This is a genomic window from Variovorax atrisoli 110B (genome assembly GCF_000382045.1).
Lineage (GTDB): Bacteria > Pseudomonadota > Gammaproteobacteria > Burkholderiales > Burkholderiaceae_C > Variovorax > Variovorax atrisoli.
On sequence record NZ_KB907458.1, the window covers coordinates 304639 to 316748 of the forward strand.

Consider the following 12110-nt stretch of genomic DNA (forward strand, 5'->3'; position numbering starts at 1 on the left):
GGCGGATTTTGTGCGGCGCGTCATTGCGCCAGCTGGATCTGCCCCTCTTCGTCCGCCACGCCGCTGACCAGCCGGCCGTCGCGCGTGCGGGCCTGCACCACGGCGCCTACAGCCGCGCCGGTCATGGCCTTGCCCTCGGTGCTGACGACGAAGCCCTGGCCCTGCGCCACCACCTTCACCGCCTGCCCCTGCTGGATGACGGTGACGCCGCGCAGCAGCTCCTTGCGCAGCGGCGCGCCGGGCGCCACGCGATTGGCCGTCACCACGCCGTTCAGCTCGGCCGCGCTGGTGACGATGGAGCGCGGCAGCCGCGTGAGGTCGCCGGTGCGCTCCTCGACGTCGCCCGCGCCCAGCGGCCGGCCCGCATCGATCGCGCGCACGGCCACGAAATAGCTTCCTTCCACCGCCACGTGCGCCTGCACGAAGCGCGTCCATGGCCGCTCCGCCTGGCAGCGCACGCCCACCGAGACGCGGCCCCACGGCTTCGCCCCCGGCGGCAGGAAGGCCTCGGGTGCGTCGCAGGCGGGCAGGGCGGAGGTGCCGCGGCCTTCGAGGCTGATCGTCACCTTGCCCGGCAGCCCCGCCGATTGTGCCTGCAGGTATTTCTCGATGACCGTGTCGACGGAAGGAGCGCTTTCGGCTGCGCCGGCCGTGAAGCAGCACGCCAGCGCGAATGCCGCTGCCGGCAGCACGGTGCGCAGTGCGTGATCGCGAAGCTCGGCAAGCGTTGGAAGGGTCATCGGATATGTGTGGATGGTGGCTTCGGCGGCGATGCGTCACACAGGAGCAACGCATGCCGCCGCACGGAAATTCTAGAAATCCGCGCGCCGATCGAAGTTGCGAGCAGCAGGCGAAAACCCCCTTTGTTCGGGCGATTGCAAAAGCGGCTCGTGCATAGACTCGCTTTCCATCTGTCGCTGCGCCCTGCGCATTCGCGACGCCTCAACGGATGGAACAAACATGCTCGACAAGCTGGATGCGGCGCTTCGCTTCAACCGCGAAGCCCTCAACCTCCGCGCGGAACGCCAGGAGGTTCTCGCGGCCAACATCGCCCATGCGGACACGCCCAACTACAAGGCGCGCGACTTCGACTTCAGCGCACGCCTGAGCGAAGCCGTGGAGCGCGGCCGCGCGTCGCAGTCGATGTCGCTGGCCACCACCTCGTCGCGCCACCTCGCGGGACAGGCGCAGGCCATGCCCGACAAGGACCTGCTCTACCGCGTGCCCAACCAGTCCAGCCTCGACGGCAACACGGTCGAGATGGACGTCGAGCGCATCGCCTTCGCCGACAACGCGCTGCGCTACGAGTCGAACCTCACGGTCATCAACGCCAAGATCAAGTCGCTGCTCTCTGCGGTGCAGCCCTAAGCAGCGCAGCAAGCAGCAGGAGTCCCTTCCATGCCCTTCAACAGCACCTCCATGAACATCTTCAACGTGGCCGGATCGGCCATGACCGCGCAGTCGCAGCGCATGAACGTGACCGCGAGCAACATGGCCAACGCCGAGAGCGTGGCCGGGCCCGACGGCATGCCCTACCGCGCGAAGCAGGTGGTGTTCCAGGTCGCGCCCTCGGCGTACGGCGCGGGCGACATCGGCGGCGTCAAGGTGGCCGGCGTGGTGGAAGACCCTTCTCCGCCGAAGCTCGTGTTCGACCCCAAGAGCCCGCATGCCAACGCCGAAGGCTACGTGGCGATGCCCAACGTCAACGTGGTGGAGGAGATGACCAACATGATCTCCGCCTCGCGCAGCTACCAGGCCAACGTGGAAGTGCTCAACACCGCCAAGACGCTGATGGTCAAGACGCTGACCCTCGGCCAGTAATTCCCCGGCAAGACAAGAACCCAAGAAAGAACAGGCACGAACGCGCCATGGCCATCTCCGATACCTCGTCCATCACCGGACAGAACGCCGCCTCCGCGGTCGGCGGCAACAGCAGCACCTCGAACGTCGACAGCGAGCAGCGCTTCCTCAAGCTGCTGGTCACGCAGCTGAACAACCAGGACCCGCTCAATCCGATGCAGAACGCCGAGCTCACCTCGCAGCTCGCGCAGATGAGCACCGTCAGCGGCATCGAGAAGCTCAACAGCACGCTCTCGGGCCTGGTGAACCAGACCGGCTCCAACCAGCTGCTGCAGGCCACTTCGCTGATCGGGCAGAACGTGCTGTCTCCCGGCGACGTCCTCGCCACCAGGGCGCCGGAGGAGGGCAAGGACCCGGCCATGCAGGCCTTCGCCGTGCAGCTGCCGGGCACCGCCTCCGACGTGCAGATCAAGATCCTCGACGCCAGCGGCAAGGTGGTGCGCACCATCGACGCGGGCTCGATGAACGAAGGCGTCAATGCCGTGACATGGGACGGCAAGGACGACGTGGGCGCCGTGGTGCCCGCGGGTGCCTACCGCTTCACGGTCGAGGCCACCAACGGGGGCACCTCCGTGAAGTCGACTGCGCTCACCTTCTCTCAGGTCGCTGCCGTCAAGCAGGGCGCCAGCGGTGTGACGCTGGAGCTGTCGTCGGGCGCGAGCATCGGGCTGGCGGACGTGCGCCTGTTCCTCTGAGCTTCTTTCCCTTCCCCACCGCATTCATCGCAAACGCGCCGCATTCAACGGCAGACAAGGAACCATCATGGCTTTTTCCCAGGGCATCAGCGGACTCGGCGTGGCCGCGGCCAACCTCGACGTCATCGGCAACAACATCGCCAACTCGGGCACCGTCGGCTTCAAGTCCGCGGCGGCCACCTTCCAGGACGTGTACGCAGGCTCGCGCGTGGGCCTGGGCGCATCTGTGTCGGGCGTGACGCAGAACTTCTCGCAGGGCGTGACCCAGTCGAGCAGCCGCCCGCTGGACGTGGCCATCCTCAACGGCGACGGCTTCTTCCGCCTCACCAGCGCCACCGGTGAAGTCATGTACTCGCGCAACGGCCAGTTCACGCGCGACAAGGACGGCTACATCGTCAACGCATCGGGCCTGCGCCTCACCGGCTTCGGCGTGAACGCCAACGGCGGCGTCAGCGGCGGCACGCCGGCGGCCATCCAGATCCCGACCACGCCGATGACGCCCAAGGCGACCACCAGCATCGACGCCGAGTTCAACCTCGACGCGCGCAAGGCGGCGCCGACCAAGACGCCGTTCAACCCCGCCGACTCCGACACCTTCAACTACTCGAACGCCGTCGGCCCCATCTACGACTCGCTGGGCAACCCGCACGACGTGTCCGTGTACTTCGTCAAGAGCGCCACGCCCGCCAACACCTGGAGCATGTACGGCACGATCGACGGCGCCGCCATCGGCGCCGGCGCGCTCGGCACGATGACCTTCGACGCCGCCGGCAAGATGACCGCGCCGGCCAGCGGCCAGTTCAGCCTCGGCACCATCAACCTGACCAACGGCGCCGCCGCGCTCACGCCCACGATCGACATCTCGGGCACCACCCAGTTCGGCGCCGCCAACGCGATGAGCAAGCTCGGCCAGGACGGCTACCGCTCGGGCGAGCTCACCTCGTTCTCGATCAACGCCGACGGCACCATCACAGGCAAGTTCTCCAACGAGCAGACCAAGCTGCTGGGCCAGGTGGTGCTGTCTTCGTTCGCCAACCCCAACGGCCTGGAGCCCAAGGGCAACAACGTGTGGGCCGAGACGCAGGCCTCGGGCAACCCGCTGACCGGCACGCCGGGCGAAGGCACCAAGCTCGGCTCGCTGCAGTCGGGCGCGCTGGAGGCATCCAACGTCGACCTCACCTCCGAGCTGGTCAACCTCATCGTCGCGCAGCGCAACTACCAGGCGAATGCGCAGACCGTGAAGACGCAGGACCAGGTCATGCAGACGCTGATGAACATCCGCTGAGGCGGCGCTGCACCGAGACCGACACCAGGAGCACCCAGTGGATCGCATGTTGTACGTCGCCATGAGCGGCGCCAAGCAGGTCATGGAACAGCAGGCCGCCGTCGCCAACAACATGGCGAACGTCTCGACGCCGGGCTTCCGCGCACAGATCGCCAACTTCCGCGCGGTGCCCGTGGTCGGCCAGGAGGCGCCCACGCGCGCCTTCGTGGCGGCCACCACGCCAGGCGCCGACTTCACCCACGGCCCCCTCACCGAGACCGGCCGCGCGCTCGACGTGGCCGTGAGCGGCCAGGGATGGCTGGTCGTGCAGACGCCCGACGGCGGCGAGGCCTACACCCGCGTGGGCAACCTGCAGGTCGGCGCCGACGGGCAGCTCACCACGATGGGCGGTCGCCCGGTGGTGGGCGACAACGGCGCATTGACCGTGCCGCCCGGCTCCGCGGTGAGCATCGCGGCCAACGGCCTCGTGGGTGCGCGCGATGCGTCCTCCACCACGCTCACGGGCATCGCCGAGGTCGGCCGCCTGAAGCTGGTGAATCCGCCGGTCGCCGACCTCGAGCGCGGGGAGGACGGCCTGTTCCGCATGCGCGCCGGCCAGCCGCCGGCCGAGGCCGACGAGGCCGTCACGCTGGTCAGCGGCGTGGTCGAGGGCAGCAACGTCAATCCGGTCGAGACCATGGTGGCCATGATCGCCAACGCACGCAGCTTCGAGATGCAGATGAAGTCGCTGCAGACGGCCGACACCAACGCGCAGTCCGCCAACAAGCTGCTGGCCTACGGCTGACGCGCGCTCTCCTTCTCGCAACTTCCTCCGCAGGACCTTCGTACAAATGATCCGCTCCCTCTACATCGCCAAGACCGGCCTCGACGCGCAGCAGACGCAGCTCGACGTGGTCTCCAACAACCTCGCCAACGTCGGCACCACCGGCTTCAAGCGCAGCCGCGCCGTGTTCGAGGACCTCGTCTACCAGAACCTGCGCCAGGTCGGCGGCCAGTCGTCGGACCAGACGCGCCTGCCCTCGGGCCTGCAGGTCGGCACCGGCGTGCACGTGGTCGCCACCGAGCGCATCCACTCGCAGGGCAACCTCACCAAGACCGACAAGCCCACCGACGTGGCCATCAACGGCAGCGGCTTCTTCCAGGTGCTGATGCCCGACGGCACCACCTCGTACACCCGCGACGGCTCGTTCCAGACCGACCGCGAAGGCCAGCTGGTCACGGCCAGCGGATTCCCCGTGCAGCCGGCCATCACCGTGCCGGCCAACGCCACCAGCATCACCGTGGGCCGCGACGGCATCGTCTCGGTGGTGCAGGCGGGCAGCACCAACACCGTGCAGATCGGCCAGCTGCAGCTCGCCACCTTCGTCAACCCGACGGGCCTGCAGAGCAAGGGAGAGAATCTCTACGCCGAGACCGACGCATCGGGCGCGCCCAACCAGGTGAACCCCGGCGTCGACGGCGCGGGCACGCTGAGCCAGGGGTACGTGGAAGCCTCCAACGTGAACGTGGTGGAAGAGCTGGTCAACATGATCGCCACCCAGCGCTCGTACGAGATCAACAGCAAGGCGGTCCAGACCTCGGACCAGATGCTGCAGCGCCTGGCCCAGCTGTGAGCGTGACGGTGACGATGCTGCAGGGGTTCCACCGTCTCCGCCGCGGCGCCGCCGAGGCGAAGGCCCGGCTGCTGGCGCTGCTCGTGGTTGCGGGCGCGGTGCTCGCCACCGGCTGCGCGCAGGTGCCGCGCGAGCCGCTGGTGCACCAGCCGATGACGGCGCGCTCCGACAACTACGCGGCGGTGCAGACGCGGCGCTCGCCCGGCGCGATCTTCCAGGACGGCCCCGGCGCGAACGCGCTCTTCGAGGACCGCCGGCCGCGCAACGTGGGCGACATCCTCACCATCGTCATCAGCGAGAAGGTCAACGCGACCAAGAATTCCGGCGCCAACGCGAGCCGCACGGGCAGCACCACCGGCGTGTTCTCGGCCATTCCGAAGCTCATCGGCGGCCTGCTCGACGGGCAGGGCACGAATCTCTCTGGCACCAACAAGCTCGACGCCAAGGGCGGCGCCAATGCCAACAACACCTTCAACGGCGTGATCACGGTCACGGTGACGGACGTGATGAGCAACGGCAACCTGCTGGTCAGCGGCGAGAAGCAGATGGGCATCAACCAGGGCACGGAATACATCCGCTTCTCGGGCGTGGTGAACCCGCGCACCGTCTCGGGCAACAACACCGTGCCCTCCACATTGGTGGCCGATGCGCGCATCGAGTACTCGGCCAAGGGCTACATCGACGAGGCGCAGCACATGGGCTGGATGCAGCGCTTCTTCCTCAACGTCATGCCGTTCTGATGAAACACCCCCAGGCTTCGCGCACTTCGTGTCGCTACTCCCACCCCCTTGCAGGGGGCGATGCCAACGGCCCGGCAAAGCCGGTTCCGTGGCATCCCACGAAATTTTCGGCTCGCTTGCGCATCGCGGCGCTGGCGGTGCTGGCGTCTTTCTCCTTCGCGCCCGTACACGCGGAGCGGTTGAAGGAGCTGGCAAGCATCCAGGGTGTGCGCGATAACCCGCTGATCGGCTATGGGCTGATGGTGGGGCTGGATGGCACGGGCGATCAGACGATGCAGACGCCGTTCACCACGCAGAGCCTGAACAACATGCTGCAGCAGCTGGGCATCACGATTCCGCAGGGCGTGAACATGCAGCTGAAGAACGTGGCGGCGGTGATGGTGACGGCCACGCTGCCTTCGTTCGCGCGGCCGGGGCAGAACATCGACGTGACTGTGTCCTCGATGGGCAACGCGAAGAGCCTGCGCGGCGGCACGCTGCTGATGACGCCGCTCAAGGGCGTGGACGGACAGACGTACGCGGTGGCGCAGGGGAACATGGTGGTCGGCGGCGCAGGTGCCTCGGCCAACGGCAGCAAGGTGCAGGTCAACCAGCTCAGCTCGGGCCGCATTCCCGGTGGTGCGCTGGTGGAGCGCACGGTGGAATCGCCCGTGGGTGCCGAGGGCACGTTCTCGATCGAGCTCAACCGCTCCGACTTCGGCACCACGCAGCGCGCGGTGGATGCGATCAACAGGCAGTTCGGTTCCGGCACGGCCGAGGCCATCGATGCGCGATCGATCCGTGTGCGTGCGCCCGAGCCGCAGCAGCGCGTGGGCTTCCTCGCGCGGCTGGAAGATCTCGAGGTGACGCCTACGCAGGCGGGTGCCCGCGTCGTCGTGAATGCGCGCACGGGGTCTGTGGTGATGAACCAGGCGGTTCGCGTGAAGGACTGCGCCATCGCGCACGGCAACCTGTCGGTGGTCATCAACACCGAGCCGGTCATCAGCCAGCCGGGCGCATTCTCCGGCGGCAGCACGGTGGCGGCCCAGACCTCGCAGATCTCGGTCAACCAGGGCGGCGGTGCGATCCAGATGGTGCGCGGCGGCGCCTCTCTGTCGGACGTGGTCAAGGGGCTCAACAGCCTGGGCGCGAATCCGCAGGACCTGGTTTCCATTCTCCAGGCCATGAAGTCGGCCGGCGCCCTGAGCGCCGAGCTCGAGATCATCTGACGGGGCCGCGGCGATGACGTTACCGGTCAATGACCGCAGTGGTGCGCTCGACCAGCGTTTCGCGCTCGACGTGCAGGGCGTCGATGCACTGCGGCGCACGGTGCGCAGCTCGCCCGAAGAGGGCCTGCAGCAGGTCTCGCGGCAGTTCGAGGCGCTGTTCATGAACATGGTGCTCAAGAGCATGCGCGAGGCGACGCCATCGAGCGGCCTCTTCGACAGCCAGGACCAGAAGGTGTACCTGTCGATGTTCGACCAGCAGCTCACGCAGAACCTTTCGGGGCGCGGCGTGGGGCTCGCCGAGGCGATGCTCGCCCAGCTGCGCCGCAGCATGCCCTCGGGTCCGCCCGACGCCGAGATCGGCGTCAAGCCGATGCAGCTGGATCCGCCCCTGCCCGGTTTTCAGCTGGGGGCGCGTGCGGGCATTCCGATCGGTTCGGCACCCGTCGCCTCGACCGCACGCTCGGCTGACCTCGGCATCTACCAGTTCAACGGCGACCGGCGGGCGCAAGGCGCGAATGCCGGATCGCTGCAGGGCCAGGTCGACGAATTCGTGGGCCGCATGGGCGCATCGGCGCAGGCCGCAAGCACGGCCAGCGGCGTGCCCGCGCCGCTGATCCTCGCGCAGGCCGCGCTCGAATCGGGCTGGGGCAAGCGAGAGATCCGCGCCGACGACGGCAGGCAGAGCTTCAACCTCTTCGGCATCAAGGCCGACCGCAGCTGGAAAGGCGCGACGGTGGAGACCACCACCACCGAGTACGTCGACGGCGAGCCGCAGAAGGTGCGCGCGAAGTTCCGCGCCTACGCCTCCTACGAGGAAGCTTTCACCGACTACGCACGCTTCATCACCCGCAACCCGCGCTACGCGAACGTGCTGGCCACCGACGACCCGAACGAGGCGGCTCATGGCTTGCAGCGCGCGGGCTACGCGACCGACCCCCGCTACGGCGAGAAGCTGGTCCGCATCATGCAGAAATTCGGCTGAGGCGCCCGAGCGCTCACCGCACCAAGGAAAAGCCAATGGCACAGACCGCATCAGCAACCGCAATCCGGCAGGCACAGGCGCCGCAGCTCCAGGGCGCTGTCGCGCCCCTGGAGGTGGTGACCTTCAAGCTGGGCGATGAAGAGTACGGGATAGACATCCAGAAGGTGCAGGAGCTGCGCGGGTACGACGCGGTGACGCGGATCACGAACGCGCCGGAATACATCAAGGGGGTGGTGAACCTTCGGGGGATCATTGTTCCGATCATCGACATGCGCATCAAGTTCAAGCTTGGGGAGCCGACGTACGACCAGTTCACGGTGGTGATCGTGCTGAACATCGGCGGGCGTGTGGTGGGGATGGTGGTGGACAGCGTGTCGGACGTGATCACGCTGACGGGCGAGCAGATCAAGCCGGCGCCGGAGATGGGCTCGGTGCTGGACGCGGACTACCTGATCGGGCTGGGCACGCTGGACGAGCGGATGCTGATCCTGGTGGACATCGACCGGCTCATGTCCAGCCAGGAGATGGGCCTGGTCGAGAAGATCGCCGCCTGAGCGTCCGATTCATCCCCGAACCCGCACGACGACTACAACAGAGGTTCCGAGAGGAGACAGGTACATGATGAAGAACTGGACCGTGGGGCGGCGCATGGGCGCCGTCTTCGCATGCGTGCTGGCGCTGGTGGTGCTCATCGCCGGCATCGGCGTTCTGCGGCTGCAGGCCGTGGGCGAGGCCACGCAGGCGATGGCCGGTGCATCGCTGGCCAAGGAGCGGCTCGCGGCCGCATGGCAGCTGGCCACCAACACCAACAGCGTGCGCACCTTCTCGCTGCTCAAGAGCGAAGACCCGACCGTGCAGGCCTACCTGCAGAAGAACATCTCGGCCACCAGCGCCGTCATCACCGAGACGCAGAAGAAGCTCGAGGCGGCGCTGGCGTCGCCCGAGGAACTGGCGCTGAGCGCCGACATCAAGAAGAAGCGCGGCGACTATGTCGAGCTGCGCAACCAGGTCCTCAAGCTCAAGGCCGATGGCCGCAAGGACGAGGCGACGACGCTGACCGACGCCCAGCTGATGCCTGCGCTCGATGCCTACGACGCGAGCATCCGCGCCATGGTGGACTTCCAGCAGCGGGAGATCGACAGGACCGCCGCCGCCATCGACGCGCAATACCGCACGGGTCGCACCTGGATCGTGGTCCTCGCCTGCCTCGCGCTGGCTGCCGGCACTGCGACCGCATGGCTGCTGACGCGCAGCATCGTGCAGCCCATCGGCGAAGCGCTGCTGATCGCCGAGACCGTGGCATCCGGTGACCTGAGCCAGGAATTCGAGACCGAACGCGGCGGCGACTTCGGCCGGCTGCTGCGCGGCATGGGCGAGATGGAGGACACGCTGACCGACCTGGTGACGCGCATCAAGGCGTCCACGGACTCGATCGCAGTCGCCTCGCGGCAGATCGCGGCGGGGAATCAGGATCTTTCTTCGCGGACGGAGGAGCAGGCGAGTTCGCTCGAACAAACGGCGGCCTCGATGGAGGAGCTGACCTCGACGGTCAAGCAGAACGCGGACAACGCGCGTCAAGCCAACCAGCTGGCGGTGTCGGCCTCCGAAGTCGCGATCAAGGGCGGCAGCGTCGTGTCCCAGGTGGTCGACACCATGGGCTCGATCAATGCCTCGTCCAAGAAGATCGTCGACATCATCGGCGTGATCGATGGCATCGCATTCCAGACCAACATCCTCGCGCTGAACGCTGCCGTCGAAGCAGCCCGAGCAGGCGAGCAGGGCCGCGGCTTTGCAGTCGTCGCCTCCGAAGTCCGCAGCCTGGCCCAACGCTCTGCTGCAGCCGCCAAGGAGATCAAGACCCTGATCGGCGACTCGGTCGAGAAGGTCGAAGAAGGCAGCAAGCAGGTCGAAGAGGCCGGCCGCACCATGGACGAAATCGTGGGAAGCGTGAAGCGGGTGACCGACATCATGGGCGAGATCACCGCGGCCAGCCAGGAGCAGACCTCCGGCATCGAGCAGATCAACCAGGCGATCACCCAGATGGACCAGGTCACGCAGCAGAACGCGGCGCTGGTCGAAGAGGCTTCCGCCGCGGCCCAGTCGCTTCAGGAACAGGCCGACAGCCTCGTGCGCGCAGTCAGCACATTCAAGCTCGACGCACAAGAGGAAGCCCTGCCGGCCTGAAGATCCATGCGTACGCGTATCAGTCCCAGGCGAGCCCTGCGCATCGGCGCGCGCTTTGCCATCCTGTTGCTCCTCCTGGTCATCGCGCTGAGCCTCGGCTTCCAGGCGGGTGCCGGCTACGAGTGGGCGCAACAGACTGTGTTGGTGCTCGGCGTGGCGGCCCTGCTTACCGCGATCGCCATCGTCTGGCTCGTCATGCGTTCGGTCACCCGTTCGACCCATGACGCGGCCAAGGTGTCGGACCGGCTCGACCGGCTGCTCGAGCACGTCAACACGAAGATTTCCGAAAAAAACCTCTCCCCATGAACTCGTTTCTCAATCTCAAGATCGGCACGCGCCTCGGCGCGGGCTTTGCCGCAGTGCTTCTTCTCCTGGCCGGCATCGCGGTCCTCGGTCTCAATGCGATGACCGACATCCAGACGCGGCTGAACGGCATCGTCACCGGCAACAACGTCAAGGTGGCCTCGGTCAACAAGATGGTGGACGCGATCCGCGACATCGCCATCCTCGACAGCAACCTGATCCTCCTGACCGAAGATGGCGCGATGCGCGAGGAGATGAAGAAGATCGCCGCTGCGCGCGATCGCTTCACCACGAGCCGCGCCGTGCTGGAGAAGCTGCTGACGACCGCCGAAGGCAAGGCGCTCCTTGCACGTATCGACGAGAAGGTGGCCGTGCTGGTGCCCTTGAACGCGCGCCTCAGCGAGCTGGGCCTGCAGAACAACAACGAAGAGGCGACATCGCTCTTCATCTCGAAGTTCCAACCCGCGGTGAGGTCTGTGCTCGCAGAACTCGATGCGATGGCCGAACATCAGGAAAAGCGTTCGCAGGAAGCCAACGACGAAGCCGCCGCGGGCTACGCATGGTCGCGCAACCTCATGCTGGCGCTGGGCTGCCTTGCAGTTCTCATCGGTGCGGCCATCGCATGGCTCATCACGCGCTCCATCACCCGCCCCATCGGCCAGGCCGTGCAGGTGGCCGAGAAGGTCGCGGCGGGCGACATCAGTTCGCGCATCGAGGTGGCGTCCAAGGACGAGACGGGCCGGCTGATGCATGCCCTCAAGGAGATGAACGAAAGCCTCGTGAAGATCGTCAGCGAGGTGCGCACCGGCACGGACACGATCGCGACGGCGTCGAGCCAGATTGCCTCGGGCAATCAGGATCTTTCGTCGCGTACGGAAGAGCAGGCGAGTTCGCTGGAGCAGACGGCGGCGTCGATGGAAGAACTGACCTCGACCGTCAAGCAGAACGCGGACAACGCGCGTCAAGCCAATCAGCTGGCGGTGTCGGCCTCCGAAGTTGCGGTCAAGGGCGGCAGCGTGGTTTCCCAGGTGGTCGACACCATGGGCTCGATCAATGCGTCGTCCAAGAAGATCGTCGACATCATCGGCGTGATCGATGGCATCGCGTTCCAGACGAACATCCTCGCACTGAACGCTGCCGTTGAAGCAGCCCGAGCAGGCGAGCAGGGCCGTGGCTTCGCAGTTGTCGCTTCGGAAGTCCGCAGCCTGGCCCAACGCTCCGCTGCAGCAGCCAAGGAGAT

The 12110-nt window shown here is 66.9% G+C and carries 14 protein-coding genes; 13 read left to right on the forward strand and 1 reads right to left on the reverse strand.

What is annotated here, in order from left to right:
• Positions 1–20 precede the first annotated feature (20 nt).
• Positions 21–740, reverse strand: coding sequence for a flagellar basal body P-ring formation chaperone FlgA (gene flgA, locus G369_RS0124555; RefSeq protein ID WP_019656699.1), 720 nt, complete (start codon positions 738–740; stop codon positions 21–23).
• A gap of 220 nt (positions 741–960) precedes the next feature.
• On the opposite strand from flgA, the gene flgB reads away from it, so the two are divergent.
• The 13 genes from flgB to G369_RS0124620 form a co-directional block, all read left to right on the forward strand.
• A complete protein-coding gene (gene flgB, locus G369_RS0124560; protein WP_019656700.1) occupies positions 961–1368 on the forward strand; it encodes a flagellar basal body rod protein FlgB in 408 nt (135 codons plus the stop codon).
• A 30-nt stretch (positions 1369–1398) separates the two neighbouring features.
• Entirely contained in the window at positions 1399–1821 is a 423-nt protein-coding gene (gene flgC, locus G369_RS0124565; RefSeq protein WP_019656701.1) for a flagellar basal body rod protein FlgC, read from the forward strand.
• 47 nt (positions 1822–1868) lie between these two features.
• Entirely contained in the window at positions 1869–2555 is a 687-nt protein-coding gene (locus G369_RS0124570; protein WP_019656702.1) for a flagellar hook assembly protein FlgD, read from the forward strand.
• A gap of 67 nt (positions 2556–2622) precedes the next feature.
• Complete coding sequence (gene flgE, locus G369_RS0124575; protein ID WP_019656703.1) at positions 2623–3840, forward strand: flagellar hook protein FlgE; 1218 nt, start codon at positions 2623–2625, stop codon at positions 3838–3840.
• A 37-nt stretch (positions 3841–3877) separates the two neighbouring features.
• Complete coding sequence (gene flgF / locus G369_RS0124580; RefSeq protein ID WP_019656704.1) at positions 3878–4624, forward strand: flagellar basal-body rod protein FlgF; 747 nt, start codon at positions 3878–3880, stop codon at positions 4622–4624.
• Between the two features lie 46 nt (positions 4625–4670).
• On the forward strand, positions 4671–5453 hold the full coding sequence (gene flgG / locus G369_RS0124585) for a flagellar basal-body rod protein FlgG (RefSeq protein WP_019656705.1): 783 nt from the start codon (positions 4671–4673) through the stop codon (positions 5451–5453).
• A 14-nt stretch (positions 5454–5467) separates the two neighbouring features.
• On the forward strand, positions 5468–6193 hold the full coding sequence (locus G369_RS0124590) for a flagellar basal body L-ring protein FlgH (protein ID WP_051127638.1): 726 nt from the start codon (positions 5468–5470) through the stop codon (positions 6191–6193).
• A gap of 116 nt (positions 6194–6309) precedes the next feature.
• Positions 6310–7401 (forward strand): flagellar basal body P-ring protein FlgI, encoded by a 1092-nt coding sequence (locus G369_RS0124595; RefSeq protein WP_019656707.1) that lies wholly within the window; start codon positions 6310–6312, stop codon positions 7399–7401.
• Between the two features lie 13 nt (positions 7402–7414).
• Positions 7415–8383, forward strand: a complete 969-nt coding sequence (gene flgJ / locus G369_RS0124600) for a flagellar assembly peptidoglycan hydrolase FlgJ (protein ID WP_019656708.1) — start codon at positions 7415–7417, stop codon at positions 8381–8383.
• A 35-nt stretch (positions 8384–8418) separates the two neighbouring features.
• Entirely contained in the window at positions 8419–8937 is a 519-nt protein-coding gene (locus tag G369_RS0124605) for a chemotaxis protein CheW (protein WP_019656709.1), read from the forward strand.
• Positions 8938–9001: 64 nt separating this feature from the next.
• Positions 9002–10567, forward strand: coding sequence for a methyl-accepting chemotaxis protein (locus G369_RS0124610; RefSeq protein ID WP_019656710.1), 1566 nt, complete (start codon positions 9002–9004; stop codon positions 10565–10567).
• A gap of 6 nt (positions 10568–10573) precedes the next feature.
• Positions 10574–10873, forward strand: a complete 300-nt coding sequence (locus G369_RS0124615; RefSeq protein ID WP_019656711.1) for a hypothetical protein — start codon at positions 10574–10576, stop codon at positions 10871–10873.
• Positions 10870–12110 (forward strand): methyl-accepting chemotaxis protein (locus G369_RS0124620; RefSeq protein WP_019656712.1); only part of this gene is annotated, 1241 nt, incomplete at its 3' end. The genes G369_RS0124615 and G369_RS0124620, both read left to right, overlap by 4 nt.

Bases quoted from the DNA above. Each gene is read 5' to 3' on its own strand.
- flgE (WP_019656703.1), top strand. From the start codon at position 2,623: ATGGCTTTTTCCCAGGGCATCAGCGGACTCGGCGTGGCCGCGGCCAAC.
- G369_RS0124590 (WP_051127638.1), top strand. From the start codon at position 5,468: ATGCTGCAGGGGTTCCACCGTCTCCGCCGCGGCGCCGCCGAGGCGAAG.
- G369_RS0124615 (WP_019656711.1), top strand. From the start codon at position 10,574: ATGCGTACGCGTATCAGTCCCAGGCGAGCCCTGCGCATCGGCGCGCGC.
- flgB (WP_019656700.1), top strand. From the start codon at position 961: ATGCTCGACAAGCTGGATGCGGCGCTTCGCTTCAACCGCGAAGCCCTC.
- G369_RS0124610 (WP_019656710.1), top strand. From the start codon at position 9,002: ATGATGAAGAACTGGACCGTGGGGCGGCGCATGGGCGCCGTCTTCGCA.
- flgJ (WP_019656708.1), top strand. From the start codon at position 7,415: ATGACGTTACCGGTCAATGACCGCAGTGGTGCGCTCGACCAGCGTTTC.
- G369_RS0124605 (WP_019656709.1), top strand. From the start codon at position 8,419: ATGGCACAGACCGCATCAGCAACCGCAATCCGGCAGGCACAGGCGCCG.
- flgC (WP_019656701.1), top strand. From the start codon at position 1,399: ATGCCCTTCAACAGCACCTCCATGAACATCTTCAACGTGGCCGGATCG.
- flgA (WP_019656699.1), bottom strand. From the start codon at position 740: ATGACCCTTCCAACGCTTGCCGAGCTTCGCGATCACGCACTGCGCACC.
- G369_RS0124570 (WP_019656702.1), top strand. From the start codon at position 1,869: ATGGCCATCTCCGATACCTCGTCCATCACCGGACAGAACGCCGCCTCC.
- flgG (WP_019656705.1), top strand. From the start codon at position 4,671: ATGATCCGCTCCCTCTACATCGCCAAGACCGGCCTCGACGCGCAGCAG.